Here is an 11,442-nt window from a genome sequence, read left to right on the forward strand (position 1 = left end):
GGGCAATTGATGGCCCAGTCGCTCGACCGGCTCAGGGAGAGCCCCTCGCAGACCGCCGGACCCTACGTTCATATCGGGCTGACGCCCAATTTCGGTGGCATCGGCGGCGTCTACCCGACCGACCTCGGCGCGACCATGGTCAACGACAAGACCAAGGGCGAGCGCATCGGCCTGCGCATCCGGGTGCTCGACGGCACCGGCACGCCGCTCAAGGATGCGCTGATCGAGATCTGGCAGGCGGATGCCGACGGGCTCTACAATTCGCCGGCAGAACCGCGCGGCACGGCCGATCCCAACTTCTTCGGCTGGGGCCGTTGCCCGACCGACATGGACACCGGCCTGTGTGCGTTCGAGACGATCAAGCCTGGCCGCGTCCCGTTCAACGATGGTCGCCTGATGGCGCCGCATATCACGCTCTGGATCGTCGCCCGCGGCATCAATCTCGGCCTGCACACAAGACTGTATTTTTCCGATGAGGAAAAGGCCAATGCTGAAGATCCGATCTTTGCGCGGGTCGAGCACCGCCTTCGCGTGCCGACGCTGATCGCCGAGCGCCAAGGCGATATGTATGTCTTCGACGTCCATCTCCAGGGGGAGAAGGAAACGGTCTTCTTCGACAGCTGATGCTCAGGAGGCCTGTGACATGACTGTATCGCCTTTCGACCATCCGCTGCTCTCCGCTCTTCTCGGCGACGAAGAAGCGGCGAGGCATTTTTCCGTCGAGGCGGAAATCGAGGCCATGTTGGCCTTTGAACAGGCGCTGTCGCAAGCGGAGGCCGATAACGGGATAATCTCCAAAGATGCCGAGGCAGCGATCGTGGCGGCGCTTGGCACGTTCCGGCCGAACACGGCTCTGCTGCGAGCCGGGGTCGCCAAAGACGGCGTCATGGTGCCGGAGTTGGTGCGCCAGATCAGGGCGGCGGTCGGCGAACCGCATGGCCAGAAAGTGCATTTCGGCGCGACCAGCCAAGACGTCGTCGACACGGGCCTGATGCTTCGGCTGAAACCCGTCGTCGAGCATCTCGATCTGCTGTTGACCGAAACCGTCATGCGCCTCGCCTCGCTCGAAGAGCGTTTTGGCGGCAGGGCGCTGACCGGCATGACGCGTATGCAGAAGGCGATTCAGATCAAAGTGCATGATCGTGTGGCAGCGTGGCAGGGGCCGCTGCAACGGCACCAGGAAAAGCTGCCGGAACAGTCGAGATGCCTGCTGGTGGTGCAGTTCGGCGGTGCCGCCGGCACACTGGAAAAACTAGGCGACAAAGGGAAAGCGGTGCGCGCAGCCCTGGCCGTCAGGCTTGGTCTTGGCGACGCACCGCAATGGCAGAACCAGCGCGACGCGCTCGCTGATTTTGCCGGTTGGTTATCGCTGCTGACCGGCAGCCTCGGCAAATTCGGCCAGGACATCGCTCTGATGGCGCAAGATGGAACCGAGATCAAACTTTCCGGCGGTGGCGGCTCGTCTACCATGCCTCACAAGCAGAACCCGGTGAAGGCCGAAGCGCTGGTGGCGCTTGCCCGCTTCAACGCCACGCAGCTTGCCGGCCTGCATCACGCGCTCGTGCATGAGCAGGAGCGGTCGGGTGCTGCATGGACGCTGGAGTGGCTATTGCTGCCGCAAATGGTCGTCGCAACGGCAGCGTCGCTGCGCCTTGCCGCCGAACTGGCCGCACAGGTCGAAAGTCTCGGCCACTGATGCGCACGCAAATCGTCGTCATCGGGTCCGGGCCGTCCGGGTTGCTGCTTGGGCAACTGCTGGCCGGCATCGGCGTCGAGACGGTCATTCTTGAACGTGCGAGCCGCGAGCGCGTGCTTGGCCGCGTGCGGGCAGGGGTGCTCGAACAGGGCACCGTCGAATTGCTGGAACAGGCCGGCGCGGCGGCAAGGCTGCATGCCGAAGGGCTGCCGCATACTGGCATCTCGCTCGCCTTCGACGGACGCTTGCATCGCATCGACCTCGAGGCGCTGACCGGCGGCAGGCATGTCACCGTCTATGGCCAGACCGAGGTCATGCACGATTTGATGGACAAGCGCGACGCGGCAGGGCTGACCACGATCTACGAGGCGGCAAATGTCGCTCTGCACGATTTCGACGGCACCGCGCCTTTCGCCACCTATGACAAGGATGGCGTCACGCATCGCATCGACTGCGACTTCGTTGCCGGCTGCGACGGTTATCATGGCGTCAGCCGCAAATCGGTGCCCGAGCGTACCCTAAAAATCTTCGAGCGGCAGTATCCGTTCGGCTGGCTCGGCGTGCTGGCCGAGGTGCCGCCAGCCGACCGCGAACTGGTCTACGCCAATCACGAGCGGGGTTTTGCGCTGTGCTCGATGCGCTCGACGCATCGCAGCCGCTACTATGTGCAGTGCCCGCAGGACGATCGCGTGGAGGCGTGGTCGGATGAGCGCTTCTGGGACGAGTTGCGCCGCCGCTTGCCGGAGCAGACGGCGGCAAATGTCGTCACCGGCCCATCCTTCGAGAAATCGATCGCGCCGCTGCGCTCCTTCGTTGCCGAGCCAATGCGCTTCGGCAGGATGTTCCTGGTTGGCGACGCCGCCCATATCGTACCGCCGACCGGGGCGAAAGGGCTCAACCTCGCCGCCAGCGACGTGCGCTATCTCTTCGCAGGTTTGCGCGACTTCTACGTCGAGAAGTCACATGATGGCATCGATGCCTATTCCGGCAAGGCGCTGGCACGGGTCTGGAAGGCGGTGCGCTTTTCCTGGTGGATGACGACGATGCTGCACCGTTTTCCCGACACCGGCGATTTCGGCCAACGCATCCAGGAGGCCGAACTCGACTACCTCATGCACTCGCGCGCCGCATCGACCGCGCTCGCCGAGAACTATGTCGGCCTGCCTTATTGAGGGCTGCGGATCATCCCGCGCCTTGCTGCCTGGCAAGATCCAAAAGCATCGGGCGCTGCCCCTTGAGGATTTTCACCTCGGCCTCGGGCAAGGTGAACCAGCCCGCTCTGTCGACCTCCGGGAACTCCTTCAGGGATCCCGACCTTGGCGGCCATTCCATGGTGAAGCTGTTGCTCTTGATGGAGGTCACATCGATGTCGATGGTCGCCTCGACGGACCAGGCCGAGACGATCTTGCCGCCCGGTTGCCTGTAGTCGCCGAGACGAGTGAAGTATCCATCGACCTTGACGCCAAGCTCTTCCTCGGTCTCGCGTTGCGCTGCCGTCAACTCATCCTCGTCCTCGCCGACGAGGCCCTTCGGTATCGACCAGGCACCATCGTCCTTCTTCGCCCAGAAGGGTCCGCCCGGGTGAACCAGCAACACCCTGAGATCGTCGTCGCTGCGGCGATAGATCAGCAATCCCGCACTGCGTTTTGCCATTTTTGTATGTCCGTTTGCGAAGCTGGCAGCCTGCCGATGGTCCTTGAATCGTTGACGCGAACCTTGCACCAGGGGATTGCGACGCTATGTCAGGCGCGGCTGCATTGCACCTCACCCGCGAGTCCGGCAATCTGATACCATCGCCTATTTGGCGGCTCGAAGGCTAGGTGACGATGCAACTCGGTCTTATTGGCTACTACAGCGACTTCGTCGTGTATCCGCTGGTAATCGCCGTGCTGGCAGTGGCTGGGCTGCTCGAGGCCGGCGAAGAGGGTGCGCCGGGCTGGATAGGCACGGTCCTCGCCTGTCTCGGCCTCTGGACGCTGATCGAGTATGTGCTGCACAGGTTCGTTCTTCACCACATTCCCTACATCAAGGACCTGCACGACCGTCACCATGTCGAGGAGCGCAGTTCGGTGGGCACGCCGACCTGGCTCAGCCTCGGGGTGCATGCGCTGGTCGCGTTCCTGCCGGTATGGATGATCTCGGATTTAGCAACCGCGAGCGCGGTAAGCTGCGGGTTGATGCTGGGGTACCTCTGGTACATCAGCATCCACCACATGATCCATCACTGGCATCCCGCGCATCCGAGCTATCTCTACACGCTCAAGCGTCGCCACGCGGTCCATCACCACATCGACGAAGCGGCCAATTTCGGTGTGACGTCGGCGTTCTGGGATCGCGTTTTCGGGACGGCGCGGCTCTGAAGCCAGTTCAGCCTCGGCCGTTCAACGCCTCTTGCCGCGACCGCCGGGAGACTTGGCTCCGCGGGGTCCGCTCTGAGCCGGCGTGTTGTTCTGGTTTTCGTCGGACAGTTTTCGCCAGCGGGCAAGGCGCTCCGGATCGAGCGTTCCGGCCTTCAAGGCAGCCTGCACAGCGCAGCCCGGCTCATGCACATGCGTGCAGTCGCGGAACTTGCACAGTGGCGCGAGTTCGGTGATTTCGGCAAACAGCGTGTCGATGCCGGAGGCGACGTCACTGACCTGCAAAGTCCGCATGCCCGGCGTATCGATCACCCAGCCGCCGCCGGCAATGGCGTGCAGCGATCGCGACGTGGTGGTGTGGCGTCCCTTGGCATCGTGCTCGCGAATGCCTCCGGTCTGCTGCGGCGATTGCTGCCCCGATCCGGCCAGCGTGTTGACCAGCGTCGATTTGCCGACGCCGGAGGAGCCGATCAGCGCCACCGTCTGGCCGACACCGCACCAGGCAGCCAGGATGGTTGCCGCATCCGATGTCCGGGGGTTCAGCGTCACGACCGGCAATCCACGCTGCAACGCGGCAGCCTGCCTTGCATATGTCTCGGCGTCTTCAGCGGTATCGGCCTTGGTCAGCAGGATCACAGGCGTCGTTCCGGCCTCATTGGCGAGCGCCAGATAACGCTCGAGCCGGGCGGGATTGAAGTCGGCATTGCACGAGGTGACGATGAACAGCGTGTCGACATTGGCCGCGGCAAGCTGCGGCACCCTGCCGCCCTGGGTGCGGCGCTCCAGCACCGTCTTGCGGACCAGGCGGCGCTGCACAAGGTGTTCATGCCCATCGACCAGTACCCAGTCGCCGACCGCATAGTCACCGGTGTTCGCCTGCGCCGGCAGTGTCAGATCGACCGGCCCTGCCTGGGACAGGCCGGTCAGGCGATCGCGGTGGACGGTGGCGATCCGCGTCGGGATAAGATCGGCGTCGCCGGGTTCGAGCTGGTCGCCAAAAAAATCCGTCCAGCCCAGGCCGGCAAGCGATGGCATGGAGTGGTCCGTCACGGCTTTGACCACGGCGTCGCGGACATTGGAGAGTATCCCTGGCAGGTGAGGCGCGGACGGGGTGGGCGATTGCCCAGCTGTATGGGCGGCATGGCGGCATTTGGCAAGCAGGCCCGGAGCCGAGAGCGAGCGGCAAGCTTCTGCGGCCCTCGATCGTCGAACTGACGATCAAGTCGACGAAACAGCGCTATCCGAAAGCGTTTGGCGGGAAAAAACGGCGGCGAGCCGCCTCAGCTTTGAAACGTTAACGAATAATTTGACGCATGCAATATTTCTGGGTTCTATTGGTAACTGTGAAAATTGACTGAATAAGTTCCATCCAGGATTGTCGCATCCGGTCAACGGCCGCATGACTGGGGGCGGGCCGATCATGGCAGGGGATCAGGAATATATCGATGGCGGAGAAGACGCACCGCACGATGGATGACTTCGCCCAGGCATGCGGCGTGTCCCGGCCGACGCTGTCCAAATATTTCGACGATCCGGCGAGCGTGAAGCCGGCGACGCGGGCGCGCATCGAAGCCGCCCTGCGCTCCTCGGACTATCAGCCCAACCTTTTCGCCCGAAATCTCAACCGCAAGCGCACCCGCAACATCGGCATCGTCGTGCCGACGATCACCGATCCGTTCTACGCCGAGATGGTCAGCCGCATCGAATTTCGCTGCCGCGACGAAGGCTACTGGCCGATCGTCATCTCCTCGCATGGTTCGCCGAAGCTGGAGGCGGAGTCGGTCAGGACGCTGCTGTCCCTGAAGGTCGCCGGCGCGATCATCGCCCCACTGGGTCTGGCTTCCGACCGCGGCGTCTTCGACAAGCTCGGGCAGGATATTCCGATTGTCTATTTCGACACCTATATCGAGGGCGATACGCCGTTCGTCGGCAATGACAACCGGCAGAGCGTCTCGACCATCGTCGACTATCTCTGCCGTTCGGGTGAGCCGCCGGTCTATCTCGACATCCCACACGTCAACCACAACTCCGGCGAACGCCAGGAAAGCTACATCGTCGCGATGGAGACCGCCGGGTTCAAGCCGGTCGTCATCGAAGGCACCCGCGATTACACCTGGGACTTCGAACGCATCGGCTACGAGCAGACGGAAAAAATGCTGCAGGCCGGCGCCTTGCCCGGCCGCACCATCCTGTGCGCCAATGATCGCCTCGCCTTTGGCGTGATGGCGGCTGCGTTCTCGCGCGGCCTGAAGGTCGGCCGCAGACCCGATTGCGATCTGCGGGTTGCAGCACACGACGATCATCCGCTGAGCCGCTACACCTGCCCGGCGCTGACCACCATGGCGCAGGATTTCACCGCCATGGCCGGCCGCAGCGTCGAGATACTGCTGGCTCTGCTGGACGAGGCCGATCCGCCGAAGCAAGGCCTGGCCCGCACTGTCAAGCTCGGCGCCACCCTGGTGATGCGTCAGTCGGCCTGATCGTCAGCGACCTTCTCGAAGTGGCGCCAGGCAGCCACCGCCTCGGCCACCGCTTGCCGGGCAGCGGGAATATGGCGTCCCATTGAGACGAAGCCATGGATCTGGCCCGGCCACTGCCGGAGGATCACCGGCACGCCCGCGGCTTGCAGGCGCGCCGCATAGGCTGCCCCTTCGTCGGCGAGGATGTCGCGGCCGGCAAGCGCCACAAAAGCCGGCGCCGCGCCGGCGAGGGCAGGCGCCAGCAAGGGCGAGACGCGCCAGTCCATGATGTCCTCGGGCGTTCGCACATAGTGGTCGCGGAACCATGCCATGGTGGTTGCGGTGAGCCCGAAGCCGTCGCCGAAACGCTGGTAGCTATTCGATGCCTGCCGCGCGTCGGTGTTGGGATAGATCAGGAGTTGCGCCGCAAGCTGAGGCGCAAGCCCATCGCGGGCAAGCAGCGCCAGCACCGTGGCGAGATTGCCGCCGGCGCTGTCGCCGGCAACGCCGATGCGTCTGATGTCGATGCCGAGACCGGCGGCATTCCCCGCTATGAAGCGCAGTGTCGCCAGGCAATCCTCGAGCCCGGCGGGAAATTTGTGCTCTGGCGCCAGGCGATAATCGGGACAGACAATGACGGCGCCGCCGAGATTGGCCATCAGGCGGCAGATCTCGTCATGCGAATCGAGGTTGCCGATGACCCAGCCGCCGCCATGCAGGTAGAGCAGCGCCGGTGCCCCGCTTTGCGGTGCGCCGATGCCGCGATGGATGCGGAGCGCTATAGGCCCATTCGTCCCGTCGATCTGCCGTTCCTGGGTCGCAGCGACCGGCTCGTGCTCACCCTGTAACGTCGGGAACGAGGCGTTGTAGGCAGTTCGCGCCGCCGCCACGCTGCCGGTCTCGAATGGCTCGCCGCCGGCTGCACGACCAATTTCGAGGACGCGCAGCGCATCCGGATCGAGCGTCATGGTCATGTCCTCAGGCCAGCAGGCTGCTCGCCTCTTCCTCGGTCAGCAGGGCCGGCTGCACGACATCGCCCGCGATGGCGACTGATCCCTGTGTTTCACCGGAGCGCAGGATAGCCTCCATGATCTCCAGTACATGCAGCGCGAGGCTGCCGGAGGCCCGTGGGGTGCTGCCGGTTTGAAGCGAGCGCACCAGATCGGCGACGCCGAGCATGCGGTAATTGGCGCGGTCGGGCGCGGCATAAGGCCAGTTGCGGGCGCCGTAGAGATCGCCCTCGCTGGCGAAATCCTGCCAGTCGGTGCCGCGCTCCGACAGCGACACCGTGCCGCCGAACGTGTCGGGGTCGGGCAGGCGCAGCGAGCCCTCCGTGCCGTGCAGTTCGATCGGGTGGTTGGAGTGGCGAAAGACATCCCACGAGGCGCCGAAGGTGACGGTCGCGCCGGAGCGGAATTCAAGCAGCGACAAAACGTTGGTTGGCGTGCCGACCTTGAATGTCGTGTTCTTGAATGGCCCATCGGCTGATATCAGCCTTTCTTCCTGGCCGCGTGTCGCCATTGCCATGACGCGCTCGACCGGGCCGAGCAGATTGACCAGCATGGTCAGATAGTACGGACCCATGTCGAACACGGGGCCACCGCCTGGCTGGTAGTAGAATTGCGGGTTGGGGTGCCAGTGCTCCATGCCGCGGCCCATCATGAAGGCGGTGCCGGTCACCGGACGGCCGATGGCGCCCTCGTCCATCAACCGGCGCGCACGGCGCCCGGCAGCACCGAGGAACGTGTCGGGCGCCGAGCCGAGCAGCAGGCCGCGCGACCGCGCCTCGTTGACCAGGCGTTGTCCGTCGGCGGCCGAGGTGGCGAGCGGCTTTTCGGTGAAGACGTGCTTGCCGGCCGAAAGCGCGGCAAACGAAATATCGAAATGCGCCGCCGGAATGGTCAGGTTGAGGACAAGATCGATCTCCGGGTCGGCCAGCAACGCGTCGACGCCGAGTGCCTGGATACCATATTCCTTCGCTCGCACTGCTGCCATGTCGGCCGAAATATCGGCACAGGCGCGCAATTCGATCCCGCCAAAAAGCCCGGCGTTGCGCAGGTAAGTCATCGAGATGTTGCCGCATCCGATGACGCCGATCCCGAGTTTGGTCTTTGATGTCCCGTGCATTTTCGATCCTGCCTCCCAATGCGCTCATGGCCTGCCGGTTCCGCCCAGCCGTTAGGCGGATCGCTTTCGCAAAAGGCTATACAACGTTTTAAATATTGACGCGCGTAAAATTTTTATACAACATGCGAAAATGCTGGTGCGATATCGGGAGGCCGCCAGCCTTGGGAGGAGAAAAATGACAGACATGAAAACCGGCCGACCGCCGATGCGAATCCTGTGGGCTATGCGCGCATTGGATACTCGGTCGCAGCCAGGGACCGCGACGGGGTCAGGCATAGATCACCTTGGCCCCGGTCCTATCAAGCTGGCTGCGTATCGGACCCGACAGGCTATCGTCGGTGATCACGACATCGACGCTCGACAGCGAAAAGGCCTTGGACGTCCCGCTGACGCCCCATTTGCTCGAATCCGCAAGGAGGACAACGCGCCGGGCCATGCGCACGAGGTTTCGCTTCGTTCGCGCCATGTCTTCGTTCACGTCGACCACATCCAGCGACGAGTCGATCGCATGCGCTCCAACAAAGACCTGATGCGCTACCAAGCCGCCGAGAGCCGTGTCGGCATCGGTGATCAGTGTGCTCACCGTGTCTGGATAGACCCGGCCGCCGATCATGTGAACGTCGAGCCCGGGCCGATGCATCAGATGCTGCACGATATTCATCGCCGTGGCCGCGACCACGACATTGCTGAGCGGCGGTAACAGCATGGCAACCTGCATCAAAGTCGAGCCGCCGTCGAAGATGACCGATTGGTTGTCCTCGAACAGTTCTACCGCTGCCCGGGCGATGCGTTTCTTTGCATCGAGGTTGGTTTGCATCCGCCGGGCGAACGCGGCCGTGGTCGAATCCGTGGTCCGGGTCACCGCGCCTCCGCGGGTCTTGGTCAGCAGTCCCTTACGGTCCAGTATCTCGAGGTCGGAGCGCACCGTGACTTCCGATACGCCAAAATCGTCTGACAGGTCCTTGATGCGGACCTGTCCGCTACGTTGCACTTCACCCAGGATCGATTGGCGTCTCTGCTCTGACAACATTGCCCTGTCCTTGCCTCCATCCGCCAAGCAATCACCCTGGCCTCGGTTCACTCTACCAAAAATATGCGAATTCGAAAGCTTTCGAAAGATTGCATTTGTCTTTTCTTTCGCAAACATTGGGTGCAGGATTTTGAAATCAATCGATTGGAGAGTTTAGGACTCATGAGCCTCGGAACCAAGGTGCGCCTGGCGCGCCTCTTCTCACATCCGTCGGGGAATCTTTTTGGCGGCGCGGTCGACCACTTTGTCGGCTATGGCGACGTGCGCAAAGGAGGTCTTGCCGATCTGCCGGGCGCCCTTGCACGCGTCATGGTAGGCAAACCCGACTATGTCAGCATCCAGCCCGGCACCGCGCGCCATCTGTGGCCGCAATACGCGGGCAAGGCTTGCCTGGTGATCCAGGCCGGCTGCTTTACCCCAGACGATCGCATCAGTGAACTGATTGCAACGCCCGAGGATGCGGTGCGCGCTGGCGCCGATGCGTTGGCCGTGGCCATTCCGGTGCGCGGCGCGACCGAGGGCAAATACATACGCTGGCTGACCGATTCGGTGAACGCTGCGGCCCGTTACGGCATGCCGGTGGTGGCGCATATCTACCCTCGCGATTTCACCGACGGGGCAAAAATCGTCTTTACCCCCGACGAGATCGCCTATGCGGCACGCATCGGCTACGAGTCCGGCGTCGATGTGATCAAGATCGGTTACACGGGCGATTTCGAGTCGTTCCGAGAGACTATTCGGACCTGCCCGGTGCCGGTTGTGATCGCCGGCGGTCCGAAGACCGACACGCTGCTCGGCGCCCTTCAGCAGACGGCGGACGCCATCCGTGCCGGCGCGCGCGGTGCCGTGGTGGGCCGCAATCTCTGGGGGCACGGCGATCCGGAAAAGGCAGCGATCGCCTTTCGGGGCGTCATCCATGACGGCCTTTCGGCGCAAGACGCCCTGGCGAAGGCGGGTGCCTGAACCATGCCCGCCGTCCCTTCAATCCTCGGCTTCGGAGCTATTGCGATCGACGACATCGTCTATGTCGATCAGCCGTTGTCGGCGGGCAAGGGGAAGGTTCTGCAAAGTGCCCGAGCTTTCGGGGGAAATGTCGCGACGGCACTTGCCGCCGTCGCGCGGCTCGGCGGAAGCGCCGGGTTCGTCGGATGGCTGGGCAGTGCCGCCGACGACGCCGTGTTGTGCGATCTCGTTGCGAGCGGCGTTGAAACCGCGTTTGCGCCGCGCCACCCGCACGCGCGCCCGGTGCGCTCGCGGATCACCGTCGGTTCGGATGGGGAGCGATTCATCGCGTATGACGACGAAGCGATGCTGGGCACCGCGCCGGACTTTCCGGATGAGGTTCTCAGCCGCGCGACAGTCCTGATCGTCGACAGTTACGGGATCGGGTCGCTGGATGTCGTGGCTCGGGCTCGCGATCTCGGCCTTGCGATCCTCGGCGATGTCGAATGGAGCCACGGCCCGGCCACCGAGAGACTGATCGGGCTCTGCGACCATCTCATTCTTCCGCTCGGCTTCGCGCGGACCGCCACCGGCCGCCAGTCGCCGGCCGAGATACTCGATGCATTGTGGTTGCCGTCGCGGTCCGCCGTGGTTCTGACGGATGGCGGCAGGGGCGTCTTCTATCGCGGACGCGACGAGACAGGGCTCTGGCACCTGCCTCCGCACCGGGTTGCCGTCGTCGACTCGACCGGCGCCGGTGACTGCTTTCATGGCGCCTATGCCCTGGCATTGACACGCGGGGCCGAAACCGCAGGCCGGGTCGCATTCGCG

Annotated in this window: 12 protein-coding genes; 7 read left to right on the forward strand and 5 right to left on the reverse strand. The window is 63.7% G+C overall.

Features of this window, described 5'->3' with window-relative positions:
* Positions 1 to 9 precede the first annotated feature (9 nt).
* The 3 genes from pcaG to pobA are packed head-to-tail and all read left to right on the forward strand — an operon-like array spanning position 10 to position 2,868.
* Positions 10 to 624, forward strand: a complete 615-nt coding sequence (gene pcaG, locus EN964_RS11260) for a protocatechuate 3,4-dioxygenase subunit alpha (RefSeq protein ID WP_127266581.1) — start codon at positions 10 to 12, stop codon at positions 622 to 624.
* A 19-nt stretch (positions 625 to 643) separates the two neighbouring features.
* Positions 644 to 1,696 carry a 3-carboxy-cis,cis-muconate cycloisomerase gene (locus EN964_RS11265; RefSeq protein ID WP_127266580.1) on the forward strand — a complete coding sequence of 351 codons (1,053 nt, stop codon included), beginning with the start codon at positions 644 to 646 and terminating at the stop codon, positions 1,694 to 1,696.
* Positions 1,696 to 2,868, forward strand: a complete 1,173-nt coding sequence (pobA, locus tag EN964_RS11270) for a 4-hydroxybenzoate 3-monooxygenase (RefSeq protein ID WP_127266579.1) — start codon at positions 1,696 to 1,698, stop codon at positions 2,866 to 2,868. Before EN964_RS11265 ends, pobA begins: the two co-directional genes overlap by 1 nt.
* Before the next feature lie 10 nt (positions 2,869 to 2,878).
* Here pobA and EN964_RS11275 read toward each other — a convergent pair whose 3' ends face one another.
* The gene (locus tag EN964_RS11275) at positions 2,879 to 3,349 is read right to left on the reverse strand and encodes an NUDIX domain-containing protein (RefSeq protein WP_127266578.1); all 471 of its coding nucleotides are present in this window, start codon (positions 3,347 to 3,349) and stop codon (positions 2,879 to 2,881) included.
* A 173-nt stretch (positions 3,350 to 3,522) separates the two neighbouring features.
* Here EN964_RS11275 and EN964_RS11280 point away from each other — a divergent pair, with 173 nt between their 5' ends.
* On the forward strand, positions 3,523 to 4,056 hold the full coding sequence (locus EN964_RS11280; protein ID WP_127266577.1) for a sterol desaturase family protein: 534 nt from the start codon (positions 3,523 to 3,525) through the stop codon (positions 4,054 to 4,056).
* Between the two features lie 21 nt (positions 4,057 to 4,077).
* On the opposite strand, the gene rsgA is transcribed toward EN964_RS11280, so the two are convergent.
* Positions 4,078 to 5,088, reverse strand: a complete 1,011-nt coding sequence (gene rsgA / locus EN964_RS11285; RefSeq protein ID WP_164748644.1) for a ribosome small subunit-dependent GTPase A — start codon at positions 5,086 to 5,088, stop codon at positions 4,078 to 4,080.
* A gap of 410 nt (positions 5,089 to 5,498) precedes the next feature.
* Between rsgA and EN964_RS11290 the strand changes: the two genes are divergently transcribed.
* The gene (locus tag EN964_RS11290; protein ID WP_127266575.1) at positions 5,499 to 6,533 is read left to right on the forward strand and encodes a LacI family DNA-binding transcriptional regulator; all 1,035 of its coding nucleotides are present in this window, start codon (positions 5,499 to 5,501) and stop codon (positions 6,531 to 6,533) included.
* Here EN964_RS11290 and EN964_RS11295 read toward each other — a convergent pair.
* The 3 genes from EN964_RS11295 to EN964_RS11305 form a co-directional block, all read right to left on the reverse strand.
* Positions 6,521 to 7,480, reverse strand: coding sequence for an alpha/beta hydrolase (locus EN964_RS11295; protein ID WP_127266574.1), 960 nt, complete (start codon positions 7,478 to 7,480; stop codon positions 6,521 to 6,523). The two genes, EN964_RS11290 and EN964_RS11295, sit on opposite strands and share 13 nt — an antisense overlap.
* 10 nt (positions 7,481 to 7,490) lie before the next feature.
* The gene (locus tag EN964_RS11300) at positions 7,491 to 8,639 is read right to left on the reverse strand and encodes a Gfo/Idh/MocA family protein (protein ID WP_127266573.1); all 1,149 of its coding nucleotides are present in this window, start codon (positions 8,637 to 8,639) and stop codon (positions 7,491 to 7,493) included.
* Between the two features lie 268 nt (positions 8,640 to 8,907).
* Positions 8,908 to 9,669, reverse strand: a complete 762-nt coding sequence (locus EN964_RS11305) for a DeoR/GlpR family DNA-binding transcription regulator (protein WP_127266572.1) — start codon at positions 9,667 to 9,669, stop codon at positions 8,908 to 8,910.
* Positions 9,670 to 9,831: 162 nt separating this feature from the next.
* Between EN964_RS11305 and EN964_RS11310 the strand changes: the two genes are divergently transcribed.
* Entirely contained in the window at positions 9,832 to 10,632 is an 801-nt protein-coding gene (locus tag EN964_RS11310; protein ID WP_127266571.1) for a class I fructose-bisphosphate aldolase, read from the forward strand.
* A gap of 3 nt (positions 10,633 to 10,635) precedes the next feature.
* Positions 10,636 to 11,442 (forward strand): PfkB family carbohydrate kinase (locus EN964_RS11315; protein ID WP_127276361.1); only part of this gene is annotated, 807 nt, incomplete at its 3' end.

The sequence above is a fragment of the Mesorhizobium sp. M7A.F.Ca.CA.001.10.2.1 genome (genome assembly GCF_003998575.1).
GTDB lineage: Bacteria > Pseudomonadota > Alphaproteobacteria > Rhizobiales > Rhizobiaceae > Mesorhizobium.

Bases quoted from the DNA above. Each gene is read 5' to 3' on its own strand.
- EN964_RS11310 (WP_127266571.1), top strand. From the start codon at position 9,832: ATGAGCCTCGGAACCAAGGTGCGCCTGGCGCGCCTCTTCTCACATCCG.
- EN964_RS11305 (WP_127266572.1), bottom strand. From the start codon at position 9,669: ATGTTGTCAGAGCAGAGACGCCAATCGATCCTGGGTGAAGTGCAACGT.
- EN964_RS11280 (WP_127266577.1), top strand. From the start codon at position 3,523: ATGCAACTCGGTCTTATTGGCTACTACAGCGACTTCGTCGTGTATCCG.
- EN964_RS11300 (WP_127266573.1), bottom strand. From the start codon at position 8,639: ATGCACGGGACATCAAAGACCAAACTCGGGATCGGCGTCATCGGATGC.
- EN964_RS11290 (WP_127266575.1), top strand. From the start codon at position 5,499: ATGGCGGAGAAGACGCACCGCACGATGGATGACTTCGCCCAGGCATGC.
- pcaG (WP_127266581.1), top strand. From the start codon at position 10: ATGGCCCAGTCGCTCGACCGGCTCAGGGAGAGCCCCTCGCAGACCGCC.
- EN964_RS11295 (WP_127266574.1), bottom strand. From the start codon at position 7,480: ATGACGCTCGATCCGGATGCGCTGCGCGTCCTCGAAATTGGTCGTGCA.
- EN964_RS11265 (WP_127266580.1), top strand. From the start codon at position 644: ATGACTGTATCGCCTTTCGACCATCCGCTGCTCTCCGCTCTTCTCGGC.
- EN964_RS11275 (WP_127266578.1), bottom strand. From the start codon at position 3,349: ATGGCAAAACGCAGTGCGGGATTGCTGATCTATCGCCGCAGCGACGAC.
- pobA (WP_127266579.1), top strand. From the start codon at position 1,696: ATGCGCACGCAAATCGTCGTCATCGGGTCCGGGCCGTCCGGGTTGCTG.
- rsgA (WP_164748644.1), bottom strand. From the start codon at position 5,088: ATGCCATCGCTTGCCGGCCTGGGCTGGACGGATTTTTTTGGCGACCAG.